Genomic DNA, 22,219 nt, shown 5'->3' with positions numbered 1-22,219 from the left:
AAGCTGCTCTAGTGTTCAACTACTGCAGCTTGTTTTTTTATTTTTAATGGCTTTTTTTGCGAAGCTAAATGCTCGACTTGAAGATCAATCGTGTCAAACTCAATTTCAAATTGTTCGTCAAAAGCTTGATTAATTTGCTGTTGTAACATGTATAATTTTTCATCCATACGCTCTGTCTCATTACTTGAATAAACAAGTACTAATTTCGCAATTGGTAGTGGATATAGCGTGAATTGTAATTTTGTTACATCCATAATATATGGAGAATCTTCACATACTTGACGTATGCATTGTGTAAAGTCTTTTGTTTTATAAACCAGTAAATCTTCATGAAAATCAGGCTGAACAATCGTTGTTTCACCGATTTTTTCTTTTTTCGTTGAGAAAATTTCAAACCCTTTCATCACTAACCGTTTAAAGAAATTTTGTTGCACTTCAACGAACGGAACAGGCATAATATGCTTTCCTTCTGTTTTTCGTATAAACTTCGCCATTTTCATTTGTTTCGATGTACGGTATTCGTCGATATGATAGAAGTGTTCAATCTCCCCTACGCCTAAACGCTCTGCAATTCTGATTGTCATACGATCCGATGTGCCAATAATCATGAGTTTTTCTGGTTGTACTTCCTGTAAAGCTACTCGCACTTCTTCTACATGTGCATCATCGGAGAAAATCGCACGTTTCACTGCTTTAAATGCACTTTTTTCAAACTTCGCTGAGGTTCCTGCTTTTCGACAACCATTCATAATGAATAAACCATCATCAATAATTGCATCTACCTCTAATTGATGTGCTAACTCAAGTGCAAAGGAACTTTTTCCTGTGCCACTTGGTCCACTAAAAGAATAAATGTTCATTTTTTTCCCCTTTAATAATATACTGCTCTATTGCAGCGGCTACACCGTCTTCTCTATTTGTTAATGTTTCAACTACGGCAACACGCTTAACCTCATCTACTGCATTCCCCATCGCAATCGGATAATTTGCATAGTCAAGCATCGATAAATCATTAATTTGATCACCAATTGCTGCAACATACTGCTGATGAATACCTAGTATTTCCGCAAGTGTTTGTAGTGCGCGCCCCTTACTTGCACACATTGCATTTACCTCTACATTATGCGCAAAAGAAGTTGTCACTTGATATCCTGCTTCAATACATTGTTGAATTGCTGTATAACGTTCATGTTCATGTTTAAAAAATAAATTAAATTTTTCAACAGGTTCGCATAATTCTTCTACGTATTGTAAAACATTTTCTTTTGGTGTACGGGTCTTTTTTAAAAAGTCTGTATGCTGACTACCACCATATGCTTCAAAATGTTCATAATAATAAGGTTCTACTAAGATTCTTCCTAGCATAAAAACTTCCATACGTACGTCAAATTGTTGAAAACCTTTCATTAAGGTAATAGCTTCTGTTGATGTAAGCGCACATTCAGATAGCTTTTCTTTTGTTTGACGGTTCCAAACTGCTGCACCATTCGATGTAATGATATAACGTATATTCGGTATATATTGTAGTTCTTCTGGTAATTCTGCAATCGTCCTTCCTGTACAAATAACCACTTCCACATTGGACGGTACGCGGTTTAATACGTCAATTGTGTGATGTGTAATTTGCAATTCAGAATTTAATAATGTTCCATCTAAGTCAATGGCAATTAAGCGAATATCCATTGAATTCACCTCATACTCTATTTTATCATATCTATTTAAACTTCTAATTGAAAAGAAGGAATTGCCCTCTAAGCAACCCCTTCTCCTTCTTTACTAATCGTTATTTCTATACTTTAAACGATTGTGTTAATTCATGCAATTCAATCGCTTGTGAAGAAATTTCTGCTACAACGCTATTAATTTCTTGTAGTGTGGCAGTTTGTTCTTCTGCTGCTGCTGTAATACTTGCTGTTGCTGTTACCGCACCACTTGCATGTGAAGCAATTTCAGATACAGAAGCTGTTACTTCTTCTGTTCCAGCAGATAATTCCTCTGACGTTGCTGTCACATCTTCTAATTGCGTCGTCATTTGACCTACGCTTTGTTCAATACTGCCAAATGCTGTACTTGCATTCTCAATAATGTAAACACCTTCTTTTACATTCTTTAATCCTGTTTGTACAGACTCTGCTACTACTTCTGTATCTTCTTGTATTGTCGCAGTTAATTGAACAATCTGACTTGCCGATCTTTTCGATTCTTCTGCTAGTTTACGCACTTCTTCTGCCACTACTGCAAACCCTTTGCCATGTTCACCAGCACGAGCTGCTTCAATCGCGGCATTGAGTGCAAGTAGATTCGTTTGTTCTGTAATATCTGTAATAACTTTTGACATGCTTTGGATTTGACTTGTCTGTTCTGCTAAACGATGAATTAATTCATTCGTTTGATTTGTAGAACTTGCAATTGTATCCATCTGGTTTTTAGCTACTTTTAAAATATCTGCTCCGTTAATCGCTAAAGCATTTGCTTCTTTTGCATGGTCAAATAATTGTTGAGATGACTGCGCAATACGCTGTACGCCGACCGCTGTCTCCTGCATTGCTTCTGCACTATCTTGCGCATTTGCTGCTGAGTCTGTTGCTGCAGATGCTGTTAGTTCTACTTGTGAACTTACTTCTTCTGCTGCTTTTGAAACTTCATGTGTACTTGCAGATAATTCTTCAATTGAAGCACTTAATTGCGCGGCATTATCCGAAATACCTTGTACTAAATTTTTTGTATTATGTTTCATTTCATTAATTGAATCTGCTAATTCTTGAATTTCATCTTTTGTATTTACTTTTAAATCTGGCTCTGCATAATTACCAGTAGCTAATACTTTCACATTTTGAACAGTTCTTAAAATTGGTTTTACGACTGAGCGTTTAATATAAAGAACAAAGAAAATAGCTATAATTGCACTTAAAATCCCAACAATAACTGATAATATTTTTGAAATTATCGCTGTACGTTGCAAATCTGATTTTGCATGTTCTAATGTTGCACGCTCTTTTTTCTCAATTTGTTTAACTGATTCCATAACACTAACATTAATCGATTTTGCTTTATTTAATTCAGCAAAAATAGCTGATTCATCTGAATTATCGTCTACTGCTTTAATTAAATTAACACTTACATCATTAAATTCTTGATCACGTGCTGTAATCGACTCTACACTTTTCTTAATATCTGAATCATCTTTTGTGATTTTTTGTAATTTTTGTACTTGAGCTGTCGTTTCATCACGTACACTCTCTAAAGAAATTTTCGCTGTATCTGACTTTGTCAGAACATAATCACGAAGTTGAACTCCTTGCATCGCAATCAAATATTTTACATCAGTTACTAAGCTAATATTATCAAAGCTTCCTTGTACTTCATCTTCAAAACTTTTTTCAATTGCATCTAATCGATTATATGTAAATACCATCATAATAATCATTAAAACCAACAATGTAATATAGCCTAAACTTAATTTTTTTTGTATAGACAATTTTTTTCCCCCATCTGCATATAAAATATTTGTTGATAAAACTTATATTACATGGCAACAAGACTTTTCGCATGGTTATTTATACCTATTTTTAGAGATTTAAAAATAAAAAAGCAGGAAATAAATTCCTACTTTTTTTAAGATTAAAATTTTTTCGCTGAAATTTGCTCGCTTACATAATTTTTTATGTATGTAATCGCTTCTTTTGATAAAGTACTTTTCGTAGGATGGACTAAATCCCCATAAATGATTCCATCTACAACACGAACCATTCCTTCAAATTTTCGGTTATAATCTGTGCCTTTTAGTTCGATAAAGAGTGTTTGATTACCATGCCAAGCAAAATCGACTACATATACATGCATTATTTACGCTTCCCCTTCAACTTTTCTTGTTGCTTTTTTAATTCTTCTTCCTTTGCTTTTTCTTGTTGTACACGTTTCCACTGCATACGAAGTTGAAGCGCACTTAACGCTAAAATAATAATAAAGAATGGTTGTGTTACGGATAAGCCAAGCTCTGAATGTCCTCCAAATAACGGTAAGACAAAAATTAAAATAAGAATGGCTGCAATAACACGTACTTGTAACCAAAAGTTTTGTTCTAAATTTAATTTCTTTGTCGGTGTGAAACAGATGATAATTCCAATAATAAACACAATAATCATCACTGTTTTTGGAACAACCGTCCAAATATGCCAATTACTAAAGAAATCCATACATAGTAATACAAGAACTAAAATATAGGCAATTAATTCTCTCATTATTTTCAATTCATTTCCCCCCTTAAAACCATTCATAGCATAGCATAGAACAGCTTTTACATGCTACCCTTACTCTATTTTCCTTCTATTAAACATGAAAGCTACTTTCCAACTTTTTCTTATAAATACTAAAAAGAGTCTCAGCATTTTATGTGCTGAAACTCTTTTATCGTTAAAGTTTATTGTACACCTGTAATTTCTTTTAGCTTTTTCAATACATCTGGATGCGCTTCAACTGTACGTTGTGGTGTATCTAGACTATTGATTGCATTATGCGTGTAGTAAATGTAGCCTTTTTCTGTAATAAAGAAGCTATAAGGGAATGGTTTACGTGGATCACGTTCTTTTTTGTTTTCAAAGTAGAAGAAATACGAATCAACGTCTTTGATTTCTTTTTCTGTATTCGTAATTGTACTTTGTTTTGTTTTTAAACCGTCTACTGCACGTAAAATCTCATCCATTTTTTCTTTGTCTGTTAATGTAACTGTTTTTGACTTCACTTCTTTATTGTTTTCAATGGTTTGAACCTGTACAGAAATGAATTCTTTACCGCTTGGTACTTCCATTGTTTTTTCTGATTTCCCAGAGAAAATCACATATAGAACGCTTAATACGAGTAAAATAATAATAGCGAATGGGATTAACTTTTTAATGACCAACACTTCCTAACCCTTAATTTCAGAATACCCCTTCATTATAGACTAGCTTACAGAATCTTGCATGATAGAAAACCACTTTTTTCGTTAGAAACATGAAAAATTCATGTTTTTGCCATAATTAAGCGCCGATAAAGAGTGCGGCTTGTGCAATCGCTAAAAAGAGTGCTGGGTTTTGGAATGGGCTGTCTTCTAACATCTCAAACGTAATTCGGAATGTATCTTTTTCTTCTATATAATCTGCGCGCCAACGGGCAATTGTTTTTTCATCATAAAGAAATGGTGACCAGTCTTCTCGATTCATCTCTAGTGTCATCTGTTCTTTTTTATTTGAAATCATCAAATCTGGAATCAACTCTTTCCAACCGATATAAGCAATTCGATAAAGTGGTTGCCCTTCCTCGATGGCATCGTAATAAATTTTACCTTTACGTTGAATTTTTTTACATGTTACAGGTGCAAAACCTTCAATTTTTGTGTCAATTTGAACAAAATATTTTTGATCAAACATGCGATCAATTACTTTTTTTAAACCATTTGAATAAACACGTTGAATCGTTCCGACTTGTTGTTCGTCACAAATAATTGCTTCTTTTTCTGTATGTTGTAAATGTGCTGGAATTTCATAATAGTATGCTTGCATAAATCTGCTCCTTATTTCACTGTTCATTCCTTTACCATACGGGAATTAAATAGAGAAATCAAACTAAAAACTGCACCCGTCATTAAAAGGTGCAGTTCTCAATTTATGGTGTATGAATTATTTTGCTTCAGATTGAATTTTATTAGCTACGCGTTCTGTTAGCATTGATGTTGCTTTTGGTAATACAGCTGAAAAAATTGGATTTAACACAGGTGCTACAATACCACCTGCTTTAATTTCTAAAAATCCTGACATCTCTGTATTTTGTGCATCGATTTCTTTTGCTGTAAAGTAGCCTGAACCTGTAAATTTATCTGTTAGACCTGTTAAATCAAATGAAATTTTAGATGGTTCTTCCCAGTTTGTAATATCTATTTGCACTTCAACTGATTTTTTTAACACGCCTACATTCCCAGCGAAAATCCATTTCGACTGCTTTTCATTGATCATTTCGTGATTGCGGTAGCCAGGCACTAACTTTGCCCACTTCTCCATATCACTTACAAATGCCCATACTTGTTGTTGTCCTGCTTTTACAGTTGTTGTGTGTGTTGCTGTTGCCATCTAAATCCCTACTTTCCTATCTTTACGAATAAATCTAGCTATGCTAGTGTTCACTTTATTATAACAAGCTTGCTTAAAATTACAAACGATGGGCATATTTGTTTGAATTATTGACGAATTTGCCCTGCTCCATCTATATAATATTTCTCAGAAGTTAGAGCTGGTAGCCCCATAGGTCCTCTTGCGTGTAACTTTTGTGTACTAATACCAATTTCAGCCCCGTAGCCAAACTCAAAACCATCTGTAAAACGTGTCGAGGCATTATGGTAAACAGCTGCAGCATCCACTAACTGTTGAAATCTCTTTGCATTATCTTGTAATTCCGTAACAATAGCTTCTGAATGCTTTGTTCCATACTTTTGAATGTGCTGAATAGCCTCATCTACCGAGTCTACTGTTTTTATACTTAGTGACATTGCTAAATATTCAGTGGCATAATCTTCATCTGTGGCAGAATAAATACGTGAATCCATGTTACAAATTGCTTCATCACCGTATAATGTAACATCTGCATCCAGCAATGCCTGAATTAATTCTTCACCATGTATTTCTACATATTTTCGGTGAATTAATAAACTTTCTGCCGCATTACATACCGATGTACGCTGTGTTTTTGCGTTAAGTACAATCTGTGTAGCCATCTGTGGATTTGCAACTTCATCAATATAAATATGGCAGTTCCCTGCGCCTGTTTCTAATACAGGAACAGTTGAATTCGCTACAACTGTATCAATTAACGCTTTACTACCACGTGGAATTAAAACATCTAAATATTCTTTCATTGTAAAAAGTTCACTCGCTGTTTGACGACTTGTATCTTCTATTAATAAGACTGCATCTTGTGGAATCGTTGTTTTTTCTAAAGCGCGGTGAATACTTTCTACTAATACTTGATTTGAATATTTTGCGCTTGAACTTCCTCGTAAGATGACTGCATTTCCTGTTTTCAATGTTAAGGCTGCGGCATCCACTGTTACATTAGGACGCGCTTCATAAATCATACCGATAACCCCTAAAGGTACACGACGTTTTTCGATATGTAATCCATTTTCTTTATCAATCACCTCAAGTATTTCACCAATCGGATCTTGTAATTCTACTACTTGTAATAAAGCATCATGAATAGCAACGAGACGGTCGTGATTTAACATAATACGATCTAGGACAGCCGAATCAATCCCTTTTTCTTTTCCTTCTATTAGATCGCGCTCGTTTTCTTGTAAAATATGTGCCTCATCTTGTAATAATTGTGCTGCAATCGCACATAATGCAGCGTTTTTTTCTTCTGTTGTACGCTCCATCATCGTAAAGCTCGCTACTTTTGCACGTTTTCCTTTTTCAATTACCTCTGACATCTTAAATTTCCTCCTTTACTACTGCTACAAAGCGATCACGATGAATCACTACATGATCATGTGCTAATTCGTCTGTTCTTTTTCCCATAGCTTGCATCAACTCTTCCGCGCTATATAAAACTTCACCCTTACCAATTAAATCACGTTCTCTGAAGACATCGACTACATCACCTGCTTCAAAGTTGCCTGTAACCAGATATACACCTGCTGGTAATAAACTCTTCCCATTTTCTAAAATCGCTTTTTCTGCACCTTCATCAATATAAATCGCTCCCTGTGTTTGAGAAAAAAGTGAAATCCATTGCTTTTTAGAAGATAATGATTGCGGAACTTGTCGCTCAATATACGTACCGTCTCCACGCTTTTCTATAATTTCGATGAGCTTTTCTGAACCTTCCCCTTTACCGATGAACACATTGACACCTAAGTCGTAAGCGGTTTTAGCTGCTTGTAATTTAGATTGCATGCCACCTGTGCCTACATTTGAACCTTCTGATGTTGCATATCCAAGTAACTCATCTGTAATTTCTGTTAAATAATCAAAACGTTTTGCTGTAGCATCCTTCTTAGGATTTGCTGTATATAAACCATTAATATCTGTTAAAATAATGAGCTGCTCCGCATGAACTAAACCACTTACAAGTGCTGATAATAAATCATTGTCACCAAACGTTAATTCTTGTAATGATACGGTGTCATTTTCATTGATAATTGGCAAAACATTTCGTTCTAATAGTTCCTCAATTGTTTCATGCGCATTTTGATAACGATGTTTCGACTGAAAGTCAGCGCGTGTCAATAAGATTTGTGCCCCTACATAACCGTACTGTGCAAGTGCTTTTGTATAGGCTTGAATCAGTAAACTTTGACCAACTGCAGCAGCTGCTTGCTTTCCTTTTACAGTAATTGGTCGTTGTGTGTAACCTAGTTGACGGAATCCACAAGCGACGGCCCCTGATGAAACGAGTACAACATCATAGTGTTTTTGTTTTAAAGCGGCAATCGCTGCTACATGTTCTTGTAGCTTTTCGTAATCTACTTCACCTTTACTATTCGTCAAACTACTACTTCCGATTTTTACAACAATTCGATTTTGGTACATATTTGTATTCCTCCATATAAAAAAGCCCTTATCATCCAATATTTTAAGGACGAAAAGGGCTCATTCGCGGTACCACCTTAATTGAACAAAGTCATACTTTGTTCCGCTCGATTCCGTTAACGCTGGAGTATGCGCCTATGTTTTCATAGGAGCTAGGAAGTAGGTTCCGCATGCCTTATTTGAATTTCCCTTTCAGCCGGTGAGGAAATCTCTCTTTCAAACAGTCACACACATACTATTCTTCCGTACGCTAATATATTAAATTCATTATTCCCGATAAGAACTTTTTTGTCAATATATTCTGTATTATATGTTGAAAACAGAAAAATATTGTCTTTTACATCAAAAACCCTGTTTTGTTATACAACAATTTTTTGAAAATTTTTATACAATTTAATTATCTTAAAATAATAATAGAGATTTCTTTTTCGTTCGATTTTTTTCTCTTTTAAATTATTATTTTGTTTTTAAAGTGATTTTTTTAGTTATTTACGCTCAATTTCTTTTGAATTCGGTTTTTTGCTACTTTTTAATTTAAAAGGAATTTTTTTCATGTAAGTCAGAATATATTTATTTTTACAAATTTTAAAAATTCCGTTTAGAATTTTCCGAAAAAATGTTGTTGATTTTCTCTCTCTGCCTTAATACAATAGTTTCATGCCTTGTGAACGAACGAGAATTTTTCTGAATAAGGTAGAAATTTGCAACATCGGAGGTGGTTTGGCATGACGACAAAAATCGATCTGCCAACAAAGGGGAGTTCTGTTTCCGATAAAATTATCGAGCAAAAAACAGAACAAGAAATGACACAAAAGAAAGTTTTGAAAGGAATTGGGCAAAATCAAGAATTTAAAGCACTCGTTAAAAAAAGAAGAACATTTCTATTTTCAACAACTTTTATTTTCCTAGCATTATATATTTCCTTACCAATTCTAACTTCATTCACAACTGTACTACATCAGAAAATGTATGGAGAGATTACATGGGTTTGGGTATATGCTCTATCGTTATTTGTTATGACGATTGTTTTATGTAGCTTTTACATTAAAGGGGCAACACGATTTGATCGTGAAATGAAGGCATTAGTTGAAAAGTTGAAAGACGGGGGTTTTTAAATGAATATTGTAACGATTAGTTTCTTTTTAGGAATTGTAGGTCTAACTTTATTAGTTACATATATTGCCGCTAAAAAGACATCAAATGCAAAAGATTTCTATACAGCTGGTGGTGGCTTAACAGGTTGGCAAAATGGTTTGGCGATTTCAGGTGACTACTTATCAGCCGCTGCATTTTTAGGTGTATCGGGTGCAATCGCATTATCAGGTTTTGATGGTTTCTTCTTCTCAGTTGGTTATGTAGTAGCAAACTTAGTTGTACTTTACATGATTGCAGAGCCACTTAGAAATTTAGGTAAATATACATTAGCTGATATGATTACAGCTCGTTTTAATGAAAAGAAAGTACGCGCAATGGCTGCAATTAGTACGATTACAATTGTTATTCTTTATATGATTGCACAGTTAGTTGGCGCAGGTGCACTTATTCAATTATTATTCGGTATTGATTATTGGATTGCTGTTTTAATCGTTGGTACGATGATGACGGTTTATGTATTATTCGGTGGTATGACAGCGACTTCATGGGTACAAATTATTAAAGCTTGTTTACTATTATTCGGTACAGCTTTAATGTCGTTTTTAGTATTACGTCAATTCGACTTCAGCATTGTCACGATGTTTGACAAGATGGCAACAGCTACAAGCTATGGCGACAGTTTCTTGGTACCTGGCTTAAAATATACAAATGGTTTTGATTCAATTTCTGTGTTAATCGCGCTTGTTTTAGGTACAGGTGGTCTTCCACATATCTTAATGCGTTTCTTCACTGTAAAAGACGCACAAACAGCACGTACATCGATTTCATGGGCTACATGGATTACAGCAATCTTCTTTACTCTAACAATCTTCTTAGGTTTCGGTGCTGCAGCATTCGTTGGAATCAAAGAAATTATTGCAGCAAACGCAGCAGGTAATACAGCCGCTCCATTATTAGCTGAATTCTTAGGTGGTAATGTTTTACTATCATTTATTTGTGCAGTAGCATTCGCAACGATTTTAGCAGTTGTTTCTGGTCTTGTATTAACAGGTGCTTCGGCTATTTCTCACGATATCTATGGTGAAATCATTAAAAAAGGCGTTTTAACTGAAAAACAACAAGTATTAGCTGCTCGTATTGGTTCAATCTCAATTGCAGTATTATCAATTCTTCTTGCATTAGGTGCACAATCATTAAACGTTTCATTCTTAGTATCATTTGCGTTCTGTATCGCAGCATCCGCAAACCTTCCAGTTATTTTATATACAATCTATTGGAAGAACTTCACATCAACAGGTGCAATCGCAGCGACAGCTACAGGCTTAATTTCTTGTATCATTTTAGGTGCAATTGGTCCGAATATCTGGAGTCCTACAGGAAATGCTATTTTTGTTGGAACACCTTTATTCCCATTGACAAACCCTGCAATTGTCACTGTTCCACTTGGTTTCTTAGCAGGCTATCTCGGCTCTAAATTATCAAGTCGTAAAGTAGACTTAGAAATATATGAAGAAATTCAAGTAAAATCAAGCACAGGCATTAATGTTTCAGATGTTTCCCATTAAATTGGACGAGGGGTATAACCATAGTTGGTTATACCCCTCTTTTTTCATGATATTGCTAATTGTATGTTATCTCAACCCGATCTTCCGGGGAATGTACTACTCTCTTTATTTACTTGCCGCGGTAAAAATTACACTGTTATTCTCTAACCTAAGCAACGTAAACCCTACCTTCTTTTACGTCCTTGTGACCCCATAGTCACGCCAGTGTGAATAAGTATCTTCAAAAACAATTGTGAACTGCCAATTTCTTCAACTAGCTTTTTATCAAGATTTATATCATCTCATGTTTTCAGCCTCTTGTCAACTTTTTTTATTTTATTTATATATAGACTAGAGAGATTTATTTTAAATAGAATTTAATATATAAGTACTTTGCATACAAAAAATCTCGCATGATTTTCAGAAATCATACGAGATCATTCAATTTAATCTACATCGACTAATTCAAATGTTGTGTGACCATTTTCAACTGCTTTAATCACACCTGCATTCGGTGCATAATAGACAATTTTTGTATTGGTTCCTTTTGAATTATAGAACTTTTGAACAACTACTTGTTTAAATGTGCCTGCTTTTACGGTCATTGTATAACTAACTGATGTAATCTTACTATAACCTTTTGTCAGGCTACCAGATGTTGCACCTTTAAAGATTGGTGTGTTGATTGCAAATCCGTATCCTGTATGATAATTAAAGAATGTATAACTTTTAGAAGTCGCTGTTTCGGTATGTGTAAAACCTCGATTCACATTTCCCCACTTAACAATTCCTTTTTCCTGCTTTTGATAAATCGTTTCAATCGTTCCGTTTTCTTCCACATCATATACTTCATATGAACGATTTTGATTACGTAAAAAGTTCGTTTTTACTTCTTTTGATACATAATCTTTACTAACATAAGCTGTCTTACCATTATAATTAATTTTCGCCCAAGCATCTGACTGCGCTAAAACATGTAGTTTCGTATTTTGCTTGATTTCACCTATTTTTTTTGCAGTTGTGGATGGTGCTGTACGAACGTTCAAATTTGTTGTTAAACCTGGGTTCGCATAGTACGTTCCTGTCATTTGTTGAAATGATTCGCTCACAGGCTTTTGCTTTGTTAAATACGAACTTGCTACGTAGCCATAACCTGACTGATAACGAATTTTTGACCATTCTTTTCCGTAACTTACGACATCAACTTTTGTTTGGTCTTTTAAAGAACCTAATTTTGTCGATGTACTAGAGGCACTTTTTCGAACATTTAATGCAACACCATTTGTCTTCACATAATAGACCGTTGTTGTGGACGGTTGAAGTGCTGGCTTATTTTTCGTTAAATACATGGTTGCCACATAGGCATACCCTGTTTTATAACGAATTTTCGACCATTCTTTTCCATAGCTTACGACATCTATTTTACTTTTATTTTTAATTGTACCAAGCTTTTGTGATTGACTTGATGGACTTTTTCGAACATTCAAATCAATACCTGGTGTACTGACATAATACGTTACAGTTGAAGATGGTTTTAAAGTAGGCTTTTTACTTGTTAAGTAACTACTTGCTACATAACCATAACCTTTTTTATACTTAATTTTTGACCAGCCATTTTTGGTTGAAATGACGGTTACTTTCGTATTGTTTTGCAATTTCCCCAATGTTGTTGCTTTTGTTGACGCACTTTTTCGAACATTTAGATTGCTACCATTTGTTATACTCACATACTTTATTTGTGTAGCTGCTGATGCTTCAATCGTTGGCGTTTGACCTATTCCAATTGCTAACATAAGCGTTGCGCCAATCATTATTGTTCTTCTCACCCTATAGTCCCTCCTATATTGAAAACATGGATACTCTTTCCAAATGAGTATTATAACTGTCATTCAATAGGCTGACTATACAAAACAACGACTTTCGAACTAAAGATATAGGTTTATTATATGAGTATAGGTTTCAAGTCATTTTATACGATTTGAAACTAGCAATCTATTGGCATAAAACATACTAGGTCATCTACACTAGTCTATTTTTCTAATAGACGATGAAGGTTTGCCATCTCGATTGCTGCTACAGCCGAATCATAACCTTTGTTCCCTGCTTTTGTTCCTGCACGTTCTACAGCTTGTTCAATTGACTCCGTTGTGACAACGCCAAAAATAATTGGCACATTCGTTTCAAGTGATACTGAAGCAATTCCTTTTGCCGCTTCATTACACACATAATCATAATGAGTTGTTGCACCACGAATAACCGTTCCAAGCCCAATAATTGCGTCATATTTTTTATAACCTGTTAATTGTTTTGCCATATATGGAATTTCAAAAGCACCTGGTACTTTTACGACGTCAATATTTTCTTCTGCTACACCATGTCTTTTTAAACCATCTACTGCTCCTTCTAATAAACGATTTGTGATGAATTCGTTGAATCTTCCTAATACAATCCCAACTTTTAAGTCTTTTCCGATTAATGTTGTTTCGATCATGTTCATTTTGAATACGCTCCTTTTGTTTGTTCAATATATTGTTTTAATGCTTCGATTGAAATGATAGGTAATACGTGTTTTTTAGCAAATGCGGTCAACTTTTCACCTGTCAGCATATGTCCATCATCACCCATAATTTCACAAATTACTGCTGCTTCTTTTTTATCGCATAACTTTGCCAAATCCACTCCTGCTTCCGTATGCCCATCACGTTCTAATACACCACCAGCTTTTGCAATAAGCGGAAACACATGTCCTGGACGACGAAAATCTTGTGCTACGGTTTGTTCACTTGTTAAAGCTTGAATGGTTAATGCACGATCATAAGCACTGATACCTGTTGTCGTATCGATATGGTCAATCGAAATTGTAAAGGCTGTTCCATGATTATCCGTATTATCTTCTGTCATCGGCGCTAATGCTAAGCGTGTCGCCATTTCTTCAGAAATAGGTGTACAAATTAATCCACGCCCCTCAATTGCCATGAATGTTACTTGTTCAGGTGTAATCGTTTCTGCTAATGCAACGAGATCCCCTTCATTTTCACGTGTTTCAGAATCAGTCACGATAATCATGCCACCAGCTCGTAAAACACGAAGTGCTTCTTCTATTTCTTGCATGTTCTTTCACCTCAAAATCCATTTTTTCGTAAAAAATCTTCTGTTAAAATTGTCGCCATTTGGCTTTGTACATATTTTCCGATGTAATCCGTTTCGATATTGACGACATCACGTACTTTTTTCATATGCAAAATCGTTGTTTCATATGTGTGCGGAATAAGCGAAACTTCAAATGTCCGCGCGTTTAACGCAAAAATCGTTAAGCTAATCCCGTCCAATGTCACAGAACCTCTTGGCACCATCTGTTTGATGAATTTCGGTTCTGTTTCAATCGTTAAGCGAATTTCGTTCGATGTTTTTAAGATTCTCTGAATTTTCCCGACTGTTTCAACATGTCCTGTCACAATATGTCCACCTAATCGTCCTTGCAACTGTAAAGTCCTTTCAACATTCACTTTTTCACGTAGCTGTAGACGATGTAGTGTTGTTGTATGAAAGGTTTCTTTCATAACTGTCGCATGAAAAGCGTACTGCTCTAATTTTTCAATTGTTAAGCAAACACCATTTACTGCAATCGAATCACCCAGTTTCGCATCTTGTAAAATTTTTTCTGCTTGAATTTGCAACACCATATTTTCATTCGCTTGTCGAATCGATTGAATTGTCGCAACTTCTTCTACAATCCCTGTAAATATACGAACCACTCCTTTCCCAAAATAAAAAACTACCCTCGATTGATGAAACAATTCAGGGTAGTTTTATGGAAGAATGATTAAAATTCATGTCTAAATAAACCTGTTGACATACGTCTTTTTAACAAGTTTTGTTCACACATCCTTCTCCCATCCAGACTGTACTGTCGGTTCTGGATTCTCACCAGCTCCTGCTCCGAAAAGCTCACGGACTTATCGCTCTAACACGCATCACCGTCGATTGGGAATTTCACCCGACCCCGAAGGATTATTCAGTTTGATACAACAAAAAAGACCTTCATTTACATGAGGTCGCTGAAAAAAGGTATGTTCAAATAAGCCTATGATTTTTCGGATCATAAACAAATTTTTACATGTCTTCTCCCATCCAGACTATACTGTCGGCACTGGATTCTCACCAGTTCCTGCTTCAAAAAGCTCACGGACTTATCGCTCTAACGCGCATCACCGTCGATTGGGAATTTCACCCGACCCCGAAGACGATTCTGTTGTCACAATAAAAAAGACCTTCATTTACATGAGGTCGATGAAAAAGGTATGTTCAAATAAGCCTATGATTTTTTCACATCATAAACAAATTTTTTGCATCTTCTCTCATCCAGACTATACTGTCGGTCCTGGATTCTCACCAGCTCCTGCTCCGAAAAGCTCACGGACTTATCGCTCTAACGCGCATCACCGTCGATTGGGAATTTCACCCGACCCCGAAGATTTTTTTAATTGTAGCTATACCATACCACTAATTTATTCAGAAAACTAGATTTTTTACAAAAAAACTCAAAAGACCACGAATGATTACGTGGCTTTTGAGTGATTCGAGAGGGACTTAAATTGACTGGGATCGTGTGAATTCGAACATTCGACTGGCGAAACGGGTCACTCGCTGATTGATTTAGGACATTCGCTCGTTCAAACGGGCCACTCGAAGGCGAAAATGGGTCACTCGTCCACTTATTTCGATTCTAAAGTTGTAACGACGATTTCTGGGCGGTTGAAGACACGTAGTGGGAAGAGACTATTTCCTAGACCACGGCTAATTACGTGTTGCAACTGTTCCACTTGTTCAATTCCTTCTGTATGTTTCGGTAATAGTGAGGCATCATGATCGACTAACCCACCTAAAAATGGTAAGCGAATTTGTCCGCCATGTGCATGTCCTGTGTATGCAAGGTCAATTCCAGCTTGTGCGTATTTTTCTCCAAATTCTGAACGGTGTGCTAATAAGATTTTGAACTGATCTTGTGGAACATTCACCAGCGCTTTTGCTAGCATATCTTCTGTTGTTTCGCCGGATAAAGGGTCACTAATACCGATAAGTTGAATACGCGCACCATTATAATGGAATGTTTCTGCTTCATTATTTAAAACATGCACGCCCCTTTTTTGGAGTGCTGTATGAATCTCTTTAACTCGATTAATTGAAATTTCATGATTACCATCGACAAAATAAGTCGGGGCAATTTTTGTAAAACCATCAACTGCTTCTAGACTTCTTCCCAGTTTATAATTATTGCGATCAATTAAATCGCCTGTTAAAAAAATTAAATCGGGTTTTTGCTTTTTTACTTGTTCAATTAGTCGTTGTTGGTGACGACCAAATTTCGCATCGTGCAAATCTGAAATTTGAACAATTGTTAAACCATTCATTTCTTTTGGTAATGTTTTTACTTGTAACGTATGTTTTGATAATTGTAGCCATTGATTATTAGCTATATAAAAAACAAAAAGTACAACAAGTGCACCAATTATTTTAATTAGTTTCTTCATATTGAATTCATCCTTTATTTCAACAATAAATTAAGGATAACGAACGATGTAACATTATGCAATGCATATCAATTTATCGAATAAATTATTAAAATAATTAGAATTATCAGAATTATTAAATCGTTTATTTGTCCTTTTTTTCTACTTTAAGTATTATTTTAGCTATTTTTTTAAATTTATTTGTTTACAAAACAGACTTATATCTTGTGATTCAATCATTAGAGTGCTATACTTTTAAAAAAAGTCAGAAAAAGGGAGAGAATCGCACATGCAATATTCTAACCGCGTATTAAATACGCCCTCATCATTCATCCGAAATATTTTAAAAGTTACGGACGCGCCAGACGTCATTTCTTTCGCAGGTGGCTTACCAAATCCGATTTCTTTTCCACTTGAAAATTTACAAGAAGCAATCAATCGTGCAATCGATGAGAATGGAAGCAAAATTTTCCAATATGCTTCAACGAATGGTTACTTACCACTACGTCAATATATTGCAGATAAATATAATCGTAAGCATGACTTAGGTATTACAGCAGATGATATCCTATTAACAACAGGTTCACAACAAGCACTATCATTATTATCTCAAGTGTTAATTAATCCTGGGGATGGCATTATTATTGAAGAACCTGGTTATTTAGGTGCGATTCAGGCCTTCACAATGAGTGAACCGTCATTCTACCCTGTTACATTAGAAGAAGATGGGTTAAACCTTGAAGAATTAAAAGTTGCGCTCGATCAGCCGAATGTAAAATTCATCTATACAGTGCCGAACTTCCAAAACCCAACAGGTCTTACGTACACAGCAGAGCGTCGTAAAGAAGTATATGAATTAATTAAAGACCGCGATATTATTTTAGTAGAAGATGATCCATACGGTGAGCTACGTTTCAAAGGTGATTCATTACCTTATATTGCGGCTGGTAAATCAGAAAATAGTGTGTTACTTGGTAGTTTCTCAAAAACCGTTACACCAGGTATGCGTTTAGGCTTTATTATTTCAAAAAATAAAGAATTGATGCGTCATATTGAAACAGCAAAACAAGCATCTGACTTACACACCAACATCTTCTCACAATATGCAATTTATGAATATTTAACGCATAATGAATACGATACACATGTTCAAAAAATCATCGAACTATACGATGCACAGTCAAAAGTGATGTTGGAAGCTTTAGAAGAACACTTCCCTGAGAATGTATCATTCACACGTCCTGAAGGTGGCATGTTCGTCTGGGCTACATTAAATAATGGTATGACAGCGATGGAATTCTTCGAAAGAGCGATGGATGTCGGCGTAGCATTCGTACCAGGCGATCCATTCTATACATCGAAAAAAGATGTGAATACACTGCGTCTAAACTACACAAACTCAGCACCCGAAGTAATTCGCGACGGTATTAAACGTCTCGCTACTATTTTAAAAGATGCTGAAATCGTTCAAAAATCATAAATTCATAATGAAAAAAGGAATCGCTTTACAAGCGATTCCTCTTTTTATATACAGTTATTACTTCGCCTGACGAAGTGTTTGCTCGTCTAGTTTAATCGTTTCTGTTTTACGCGTACCATCACTTTGTAAATTATCACGAATTTGAATATACGGTGTATTCAAATTCAGATATGTATTTGATAATAAATCTATTTTATTTTGTTCTGTTAAATCAGCATAGACAGGGTTTGTTGAACCGCCACCCGAGTTAGCGAATGTGAAAAACATCATCGCAATTGCCATATGGTCAAATGTATTATTTTTAATACGTATATTTTTTACACCACTCGCTGAAATACCTTTTACAACTTCATTGCGTGGATCCGTTGATTCGAGTGTGAATGTGTTGTTTTCAATGATGGCGTTTTCCCAATTAAGCGCGCGTATAAAATCGTTTCGTAGGTTTTTCATTGTATTGTTTCGAATCGTAATGTTTTTATGAATTTTCTTTTCTGAGTATTTATGCGTACCAACAGCACGTGGAATATTTTCGAATGTATTATGTTCAATTAATACATTGGTATTTGGTTGTGCATCAAACTTGCTCCAGCGTTGACTCCACCCTTTTGTTTCGCGGTCGGGTGTATCGATATTAATTGCTTCTTTCACCGACATTAGAGGGTCATTAGCTGATTTAAACGTTGAATTGCGAATCGTTACGTTTTTCGATGCGTCCAGTTCGATGAAGTGCGCATAATTGAAGTTTCGGAATTGAATATTGTCAACAAGAACGTTTTGATTATGTCCCATAATAATCGTAATGCCTTTTGGAACATATTTCATATCAAACGTGACCGTTCCTTTACCGATAAACTTAATATTTTTCTCACCGTTGTATTTTCCATATGCACCGTCAATTAATGCTTTTGAAGGTGATACGAGTTGGAACATCGAAGCAGATGGTGTGATGATGTTTGTTCCTGTTTTTGTCGTTTTGACCATTTTGACACCGTCTTGAAATTCTAATGTTACGTTAGATGGAACATAAATCGCATTTGTAATATTATACGTTCCTTTTTTAATAATGAGTTTGCCACCTTTTTTCTTTTCAAATTCGTTCATATAAGAACGGAATAAATAGTAGTGTTTCGTATATTGATTATACGTACCGTATCGTTGAAACATAGGGTCGAGTGGTTTACTATTCGGTGTGATCGTGTAGGTCTTTGCATTTGCTTCTTCTGGTTGAATGGTTATTACACTTATAATTCCTACTATCAATAAAAGAAACGAAATAATCCTAATTTTATTCATTGTTATTAACTCCTTTAGATATTTATCACAGCGAGAATTATAGCACATAAAAATTTAAAAATGGTTATTTTTTCAATTTAAAAATTCTTTTTTACATGAAAAAGAGATTAGGACATATTGTGTTTTAAACACATACGCCCTAATCTCTTTTTTGTTATTCATTTATAAAATAAGCGACAAAATAAAGGTCCAAATACAGACGAATACGAGGAAGCCTAAACTATATTTTAAGGTCATCTTCGTTAATGTCGATTCTTTTCCTTGCTGTCCTACGGCTGCTGTTGCAATGGCGATTGATTGTGGTGATACGAGTTTGGCAATTACACCACCTACCGTATTCGCTGCAACGAGTAACGTCGAATTAGTTGATAAGGCTGCTCCTGCTGTGGCTTGAATCGGCGCAAATAGCGTATTATTATTTACTACTGAACCCGTCATGAATACGCCAATCCATCCTAATATTGGTGAGATGAATGGAAAAGCACTTCCCGTTTTTGCTGCAGCTTCACCGAGCGCCATCGTCATACCACCATATGTCATGAGTTTGGCAATACCGATAATCGCGCAAATCATAATAATGGGTACCCAGAACTCTTTAACCGTCTCTTTTAATAAATGACCACTTGTTTGGAATGTCATGTTTTTGGTTGTGAGAATCGTGACAATGACTGCAACTAAGAGCGCACTGCCCGTTGCCCCAATAATGTCGAGTGACATATTAATTTCAGAACCCGGAATGGTAAAATTAGCAACAAGTGAAGATAAGGCGCCACCTTCAGCAAATAGACCTTTAAAGGCTGGTAAGCTCCAAATTAAAATGAAAAGTGTAAGGAGATAGAATGGTGACCATGCTTTGATGATGTCTTTTGCTGTATGTTTTTCATATTCTAAGTCATGTCCACTGAGGAAGAATGTGTTTTTCGGTGACCATTTTTTACAAAGTAACGCAAGTGCGCCCATTGCTAAAATTGGAGGTACGATATCCGCAATTTCTGGTCCTAAAAAGATGGTAAATAGTGCTTGTGATACAGCATATGTGATACCTGTTGTTAAAATGGCTGGCATGGTTTCTTTAATACCTTTAAATCCATCAACAAGCCAGACCATTAAAAATGGGATGGAGAGATTGATCAGAGGTAGTGTTAAAGCTGTCATACGTGATACATCTAAAGATGAGATTCCTTCTTGTAAATCAAATGTATCGATAATCCCGACTGGAATACCAATTGCACCAAAAGCGCCTGAAGCACCGTTTGCAATCAAACAAAGCATAGCTGCTTGTAGTGGTTTAAAACCGAGTGACATGAGAAGTACTGCACAGATTGCAACTGGAACACCAAAGCCTGCTGCACCTTCTAAAAAGGCATTAAAACAAAAGCCAATGAGTAGTAATTGAATACGTTGGTCATGTGAAATTCCAGCAATCGAACTACGGAGAACATCAAATTTTCCTGAATTCACAGAAATTTTATACAGCCAAACAGCCATAACGATAATATAACCGATTGGTACAAGCCCTTGAATGATACCTTGAATAATACTTCCGACGCCATTTCCAAAAGATAAATGAAAGAAACCATATACTAACACAAAGGTCACAACTAGATTAATTAAAGCTGTTGTAATGCCTTTCATTTTTAAAACGGTTAGACAGATTAAAAATAAAAGGATAGGAATAACCGATACGAGAACGGTTATGCCAATTTGACCAAAAGGGTTATATTGTTCGACTAACATACGATGCGTTCACCTACCCTATTTTTATGAAGACCAAATAGATGCTTGAATATCTTTTAGTGCTTTAACGGATGCATCAAATTTTTCACGTTCATCTGCATCTAAGTCTAATGTAAATACTTTCTCAACACCTTGACGATTAATGAGGCATGGTACACCTGTAAATACATCTTCATGTCCATTTTCCCCACTTTGTAACGCGCCTACAGGTAGAACAACTTGTTCATTGCGTAAAATGGCTTTTGTAATACGCGCAAGCCCCATCGCAATACCGTAGAAGGTTGCACCTTTTGAGTCAATAATTTTATAAGCCGCATCACGTACTTCAATACCTATCGCTTCTTTTCGTTCATCTGATAACTTTAATGCGATTTTTTGACCGTATAACGTAGCTGCACTCCAATAAGGTAATTGTGTATCACCATGTTCACCGATAATATATGCATGAATACTAGTCGGTGCTGTTTGAAATTCTCTACCTAATATATTGCGAAGTCGAGCGGAATCTAAGATAGTACCTGAACTTAAAATACGTTCTTTTGGTAATTTAGAAAATTTCCATGTCGCATATGCCAAGATATCTACTGGGTTAGTTGCGACAATAATAATGCCATTAAATCCTGTATCCATAATTTTTGAGACAATTTCTTCAAATACTGCTATATTTCTGTGTACCAAATCAATACGTGTCTCACCTGACTTTTGGGCTACTCCTGCACAAATAACAACAATCGCCGCTTCTGCACATTCATCAAAATCTCCAAAACGAATTTTCATAGAGGATGGTGCATAAACGATACCGTCTTGTAAATCTAATACATCACCTGTCGCTTTTTTTTCATTTGCATCCACAATAACTAGTTCATCACTAATTCCTTGATTGACTACTGCATAAGCATAACTTGAGCCAACTGCTCCAGCACCAATTAAAACAATTTTATTGCCTTGTGTTAAGTTCACAGATGTTTCCTCCCTTTTCATCAACTACTTACACATTCC

20 protein-coding genes, 1 pseudogene, 3 riboswitches and 1 other annotated feature are annotated in these 22,219 nt (G+C 35.6%); of the genes and pseudogenes, 3 read left to right on the top strand and 18 right to left on the bottom strand.

What is annotated here, in order from left to right:
* Positions 1 to 8 precede the first annotated feature (8 nt).
* The 10 genes from ASO14_RS06830 to proB form a co-directional block, all read right to left on the bottom strand.
* Positions 9 to 860 (bottom strand): hypothetical protein, encoded by an 852-nt coding sequence (locus ASO14_RS06830; protein WP_068453244.1) that lies wholly within the window; start codon positions 858 to 860, stop codon positions 9 to 11.
* Positions 841 to 1,683, bottom strand: a complete 843-nt coding sequence (locus tag ASO14_RS06825) for a Cof-type HAD-IIB family hydrolase (protein WP_068453242.1) — start codon at positions 1,681 to 1,683, stop codon at positions 841 to 843. The genes ASO14_RS06830 and ASO14_RS06825 overlap by 20 nt, the downstream gene beginning before the upstream one ends.
* Before the next feature lie 106 nt (positions 1,684 to 1,789).
* On the bottom strand, positions 1,790 to 3,478 hold the full coding sequence (locus ASO14_RS06820) for a methyl-accepting chemotaxis protein (RefSeq protein WP_068453240.1): 1,689 nt from the start codon (positions 3,476 to 3,478) through the stop codon (positions 1,790 to 1,792).
* A gap of 143 nt (positions 3,479 to 3,621) precedes the next feature.
* A complete protein-coding gene (locus ASO14_RS06815; protein WP_068453238.1) occupies positions 3,622 to 3,843 on the bottom strand; it encodes a hypothetical protein in 222 nt (73 codons plus the stop codon).
* Positions 3,843 to 4,250 (bottom strand): hypothetical protein, encoded by a 408-nt coding sequence (locus ASO14_RS06810; RefSeq protein WP_409136110.1) that lies wholly within the window; start codon positions 4,248 to 4,250, stop codon positions 3,843 to 3,845. Before ASO14_RS06810 ends, ASO14_RS06815 begins: the two co-directional genes overlap by 1 nt.
* A 170-nt stretch (positions 4,251 to 4,420) precedes the next feature.
* A complete protein-coding gene (locus ASO14_RS06805) occupies positions 4,421 to 4,903 on the bottom strand; it encodes a hypothetical protein (RefSeq protein WP_131004894.1) in 483 nt (160 codons plus the stop codon).
* A gap of 115 nt (positions 4,904 to 5,018) precedes the next feature.
* On the bottom strand, positions 5,019 to 5,540 hold the full coding sequence (locus ASO14_RS06800; RefSeq protein WP_068453234.1) for a tubby C-terminal domain-like protein: 522 nt from the start codon (positions 5,538 to 5,540) through the stop codon (positions 5,019 to 5,021).
* A gap of 117 nt (positions 5,541 to 5,657) precedes the next feature.
* Positions 5,658 to 6,104 carry an SRPBCC family protein gene (locus ASO14_RS06795; RefSeq protein ID WP_068453232.1) on the bottom strand — a complete coding sequence of 149 codons (447 nt, stop codon included), beginning with the start codon at positions 6,102 to 6,104 and terminating at the stop codon, positions 5,658 to 5,660.
* A 107-nt stretch (positions 6,105 to 6,211) separates the two neighbouring features.
* Positions 6,212 to 7,459 carry a glutamate-5-semialdehyde dehydrogenase gene (locus ASO14_RS06790; protein ID WP_068453230.1) on the bottom strand — a complete coding sequence of 416 codons (1,248 nt, stop codon included), beginning with the start codon at positions 7,457 to 7,459 and terminating at the stop codon, positions 6,212 to 6,214.
* A gap of 1 nt (position 7,460) precedes the next feature.
* The gene (gene proB / locus ASO14_RS06785) at positions 7,461 to 8,561 is read right to left on the bottom strand and encodes a glutamate 5-kinase (protein ID WP_068453228.1); all 1,101 of its coding nucleotides are present in this window, start codon (positions 8,559 to 8,561) and stop codon (positions 7,461 to 7,463) included.
* A 42-nt stretch (positions 8,562 to 8,603) separates the two neighbouring features.
* Positions 8,604 to 8,818, bottom strand: a binding site (T-box leader).
* 468 nt (positions 8,819 to 9,286) lie between these two features.
* Here proB and ASO14_RS06780 point away from each other — a divergent pair.
* The gene (locus tag ASO14_RS06780; protein WP_231726988.1) at positions 9,287 to 9,676 is read left to right on the top strand and encodes a DUF485 domain-containing protein; all 390 of its coding nucleotides are present in this window, start codon (positions 9,287 to 9,289) and stop codon (positions 9,674 to 9,676) included.
* Positions 9,677 to 11,221: a solute symporter family protein gene (locus ASO14_RS06775; protein ID WP_068453226.1), complete on the top strand. Its 1,545-nt coding sequence runs from the start codon at positions 9,677 to 9,679 to the stop codon at positions 11,219 to 11,221.
* A gap of 425 nt (positions 11,222 to 11,646) precedes the next feature.
* Here ASO14_RS06775 and ASO14_RS06770 read toward each other — a convergent pair whose 3' ends face one another.
* The 5 genes and pseudogenes from ASO14_RS06770 to ASO14_RS06750 form a co-directional block, all read right to left on the bottom strand.
* Entirely contained in the window at positions 11,647 to 13,026 is a 1,380-nt protein-coding gene (locus tag ASO14_RS06770; RefSeq protein ID WP_165442631.1) for an SH3 domain-containing protein, read from the bottom strand.
* 203 nt (positions 13,027 to 13,229) lie between these two features.
* A complete protein-coding gene (ribH, locus tag ASO14_RS06765; RefSeq protein WP_068453222.1) occupies positions 13,230 to 13,697 on the bottom strand; it encodes a 6,7-dimethyl-8-ribityllumazine synthase in 468 nt (155 codons plus the stop codon).
* A gap of 29 nt (positions 13,698 to 13,726) precedes the next feature.
* Positions 13,727 to 14,311 (bottom strand): annotated as a pseudogene (gene ribB, locus ASO14_RS06760) (3,4-dihydroxy-2-butanone-4-phosphate synthase); the annotation flags it as partial.
* An 11-nt stretch (positions 14,312 to 14,322) separates the two neighbouring features.
* Entirely contained in the window at positions 14,323 to 14,955 is a 633-nt protein-coding gene (ribE, locus tag ASO14_RS06755; RefSeq protein WP_231726987.1) for a riboflavin synthase, read from the bottom strand.
* 126 nt (positions 14,956 to 15,081) lie between these two features.
* Positions 15,082 to 15,215, bottom strand: a riboswitch (FMN riboswitch).
* A 100-nt stretch (positions 15,216 to 15,315) separates the two neighbouring features.
* Positions 15,316 to 15,449: riboswitch (FMN riboswitch) on the bottom strand.
* A 97-nt stretch (positions 15,450 to 15,546) separates the two neighbouring features.
* A riboswitch (FMN riboswitch) is annotated at positions 15,547 to 15,680 on the bottom strand.
* A 235-nt stretch (positions 15,681 to 15,915) separates the two neighbouring features.
* Positions 15,916 to 16,731 (bottom strand): metallophosphoesterase, encoded by an 816-nt coding sequence (locus tag ASO14_RS06750; protein ID WP_068453217.1) that lies wholly within the window; start codon positions 16,729 to 16,731, stop codon positions 15,916 to 15,918.
* Positions 16,732 to 16,999: 268 nt separating this feature from the next.
* On the opposite strand from ASO14_RS06750, the gene ASO14_RS06745 reads away from it, so the two are divergent.
* Positions 17,000 to 18,190 carry an aminotransferase-like domain-containing protein gene (locus tag ASO14_RS06745; protein WP_068453215.1) on the top strand — a complete coding sequence of 397 codons (1,191 nt, stop codon included), beginning with the start codon at positions 17,000 to 17,002 and terminating at the stop codon, positions 18,188 to 18,190.
* 57 nt (positions 18,191 to 18,247) lie between these two features.
* Here the strand turns inward: ASO14_RS06745 and ASO14_RS06740 are convergent, their stop codons facing one another.
* From ASO14_RS06740 to ASO14_RS06730, 3 genes are all read right to left on the bottom strand, one after another.
* Positions 18,248 to 19,483 (bottom strand): right-handed parallel beta-helix repeat-containing protein, encoded by a 1,236-nt coding sequence (locus ASO14_RS06740; protein ID WP_068453212.1) that lies wholly within the window; start codon positions 19,481 to 19,483, stop codon positions 18,248 to 18,250.
* Positions 19,484 to 19,645: 162 nt separating this feature from the next.
* Positions 19,646 to 21,220 carry an L-lactate permease gene (locus ASO14_RS06735; protein ID WP_068453210.1) on the bottom strand — a complete coding sequence of 525 codons (1,575 nt, stop codon included), beginning with the start codon at positions 21,218 to 21,220 and terminating at the stop codon, positions 19,646 to 19,648.
* 24 nt (positions 21,221 to 21,244) lie between these two features.
* Positions 21,245 to 22,180 carry an L-lactate dehydrogenase gene (locus ASO14_RS06730; protein ID WP_068453208.1) on the bottom strand — a complete coding sequence of 312 codons (936 nt, stop codon included), beginning with the start codon at positions 22,178 to 22,180 and terminating at the stop codon, positions 21,245 to 21,247.
* Positions 22,181 to 22,219 lie beyond the last annotated feature (39 nt).

The organism is Kurthia sp. 11kri321 (genome assembly GCF_001534765.1).
Lineage (GTDB): Bacteria > Bacillota > Bacilli > Bacillales_A > Planococcaceae > Kurthia > Kurthia gibsonii.
Note: the sequence above shows the minus strand (reverse complement) of the source record. Positions and strands in the feature narration are given on the sequence as shown.

What these genes read in the sequence shown, in the direction of transcription:
- proB (WP_068453228.1), bottom strand. Translation starts at nt 8,561, where the DNA reads ATGTACCAAAATCGAATTGTTGTAAAAATCGGAAGTAGTAGTTTGACG.
- ASO14_RS06825 (WP_068453242.1), bottom strand. Translation starts at nt 1,683, where the DNA reads ATGGATATTCGCTTAATTGCCATTGACTTAGATGGAACATTATTAAAT.
- ASO14_RS06795 (WP_068453232.1), bottom strand. Translation starts at nt 6,104, where the DNA reads ATGGCAACAGCAACACACACAACAACTGTAAAAGCAGGACAACAACAA.
- ribH (WP_068453222.1), bottom strand. Translation starts at nt 13,697, where the DNA reads ATGAACATGATCGAAACAACATTAATCGGAAAAGACTTAAAAGTTGGG.
- ASO14_RS06790 (WP_068453230.1), bottom strand. Translation starts at nt 7,459, where the DNA reads ATGTCAGAGGTAATTGAAAAAGGAAAACGTGCAAAAGTAGCGAGCTTT.
- ASO14_RS06740 (WP_068453212.1), bottom strand. Translation starts at nt 19,483, where the DNA reads ATGAATAAAATTAGGATTATTTCGTTTCTTTTATTGATAGTAGGAATT.
- ASO14_RS06735 (WP_068453210.1), bottom strand. Translation starts at nt 21,220, where the DNA reads ATGTTAGTCGAACAATATAACCCTTTTGGTCAAATTGGCATAACCGTT.
- ASO14_RS06745 (WP_068453215.1), top strand. Translation starts at nt 17,000, where the DNA reads ATGCAATATTCTAACCGCGTATTAAATACGCCCTCATCATTCATCCGA.
- ASO14_RS06815 (WP_068453238.1), bottom strand. Translation starts at nt 3,843, where the DNA reads ATGCATGTATATGTAGTCGATTTTGCTTGGCATGGTAATCAAACACTC.
- ASO14_RS06800 (WP_068453234.1), bottom strand. Translation starts at nt 5,540, where the DNA reads ATGCAAGCATACTATTATGAAATTCCAGCACATTTACAACATACAGAA.
- ASO14_RS06750 (WP_068453217.1), bottom strand. Translation starts at nt 16,731, where the DNA reads ATGAAGAAACTAATTAAAATAATTGGTGCACTTGTTGTACTTTTTGTT.
- ASO14_RS06830 (WP_068453244.1), bottom strand. Translation starts at nt 860, where the DNA reads ATGAACATTTATTCTTTTAGTGGACCAAGTGGCACAGGAAAAAGTTCC.
- ASO14_RS06780 (WP_231726988.1), top strand. Translation starts at nt 9,287, where the DNA reads ATGACGACAAAAATCGATCTGCCAACAAAGGGGAGTTCTGTTTCCGAT.
- ASO14_RS06775 (WP_068453226.1), top strand. Translation starts at nt 9,677, where the DNA reads ATGAATATTGTAACGATTAGTTTCTTTTTAGGAATTGTAGGTCTAACT.